3 protein-coding genes are annotated in these 1621 nt (G+C 20.7%); all 3 read right to left on the bottom strand.

All coding sequences use genetic code 11. The features are described from left to right. Positions 1-8 precede the first annotated feature (8 nt). A complete protein-coding gene (locus EZH24_RS11470) occupies positions 9-692 on the bottom strand; it encodes an acyltransferase family protein (RefSeq protein WP_137999228.1) in 684 nt (227 codons plus the stop codon). Positions 693-772: 80 nt separating this feature from the next. Further along, positions 773-1228, bottom strand: a complete 456-nt coding sequence (locus EZH24_RS11465; RefSeq protein ID WP_137999227.1) for a hypothetical protein — start codon at positions 1226-1228, stop codon at positions 773-775. Positions 1229-1323: 95 nt separating this feature from the next. Next, complete coding sequence (locus EZH24_RS11460; RefSeq protein WP_236847212.1) at positions 1324-1530, bottom strand: tryptophan-rich sensory protein; 207 nt, start codon at positions 1528-1530, stop codon at positions 1324-1326. Between the last annotated feature and the right edge of the window lie 91 nt (positions 1531-1621).

The following is a 1621-nucleotide window of genomic DNA, read 5'->3' as shown; positions in this document are numbered from 1 at the left end:
TACCGACATTAAAACAAAAAGAACTTGAAAAAAGATTTTAAATTCAATATATTATTCATATTAGGTTTTATATTATACGCAAATAATATACCAAGACCTACACCAGCAAAACCTCTTAACATAAAAAAAGTTATAAAAGAGTTAAATACTCTAGGTTCACTATACAAATATACTTTAGAAAATAAAATCATATATGAAAAAAAAGTTATCAAATATATAATATATATAGCTTTTTTCTCAAATATTTTTGATATTATAAAATAAAATATACTACTCCAAAATAATGCTCCAACATACCATGCTACTCCAACAACAACAGGAATATTATATATTATAGCTCTATTCAAAAATAATAGTTCAGGTATTACATTTATATCTGTCCAACTAGACAAAGAGAAACGAGATAATATATATACAATAAATATAGAAAATGCAAATATAGGCCATAATCTTTGAATTTTTTTTATTATAAATGTTCTAGTATCATTTTTATTTAGTTCTTTAAATAAAAAATATCCAGATATTATAAAAAGAAATTCACACATATATCCATACGAGTAACTAGTATATTTAAATAAAGTTTCATATTCTTTAAATTTTGGAATAAGATAATGCTGTAATATATGACCATATATTATTCCAAAATTAAATATTATTTTTAAAAAATCTATATTATTTAATCTTTTAGTCATTTTATACCTCAATGTAACATACAATTTAAAATTATTTTATTAAATTATTTTCAATTTTAACCATTTATTATTTATATTGTTTACTTCAAGCTCAATTTTGTATATTCTATCATTAAATATTTTAAAGTCAATATTTTCTTGTTCTTATTAATTGAAATATTATTAACTAAAAGTTTTTTCATGGATTCAGATGAATGTTTTTCCCATAACTCAATATAATCATCTGTATTACTTTTTAATCTTTCCATAGCTGCTTTGGACATTCCCACTCCTATATTTGATATCCTCATTTTATATGTTTCATATTGATTTCTATTTATTAATAATTGCTCTAATTGATAATATAATATAGAATAATATACAACTTTAGATAAGGCACTATATATATTTTTAGATCTAGATACACTTAATTCATTTTTACAATAATTACATATTGGTTTATCACCATGTATATATGATTTTACATTATAATAAATAAAAGCAAACCATAAAAAGTCTTCCCCATTAGATATTTTTATATTTTTAGGAACTTCCAATAAAGATTTTTTTATAGTTTCTTTCTTAAAAATAGAATAAGATAAACTATGTATTTCACTTTTAGAAAATAAATTTTTATATAAATCATAATTACTTAAAATATATACAATACTATTTTTTGGACAAGGCCAATTATTTTCATTATATACAAAAATACTATATTAGGAGGATTTAGCGGTGATCTATTTAAAGAGTTATACCATACAAAGTTATCCGCTTTTACACTAAGTCCGCCCAAAGCACCAATAGATAGACATATAGCTATCGAAATTATTAATGTGATAATAAATTTTTTATTCATTTCAGTACCTCAAAACTTTATGATGAAATTATATGTTAATTATAAAAATAGTAATCATTATATAGTTTGAAGTTTTATAAAAAACAGAACT

Source organism: Brachyspira catarrhinii, from assembly GCF_005518285.1.
GTDB classification, from domain to species: Bacteria; Spirochaetota; Brachyspiria; order Brachyspirales; family Brachyspiraceae; genus Brachyspira; species Brachyspira catarrhinii.
The sequence above is the reverse complement of the archived record's forward strand: the minus strand, read 5'-3'. Positions and strand labels throughout refer to the sequence as shown.

What these genes read in the sequence shown, in the direction of transcription:
- EZH24_RS11460 (WP_236847212.1), bottom strand. Translation starts at nt 1,530, where the DNA reads ATGAATAAAAAATTTATTATCACATTAATAATTTCGATAGCTATATGT.
- EZH24_RS11470 (WP_137999228.1), bottom strand. Translation starts at nt 692, where the DNA reads ATGACTAAAAGATTAAATAATATAGATTTTTTAAAAATAATATTTAAT.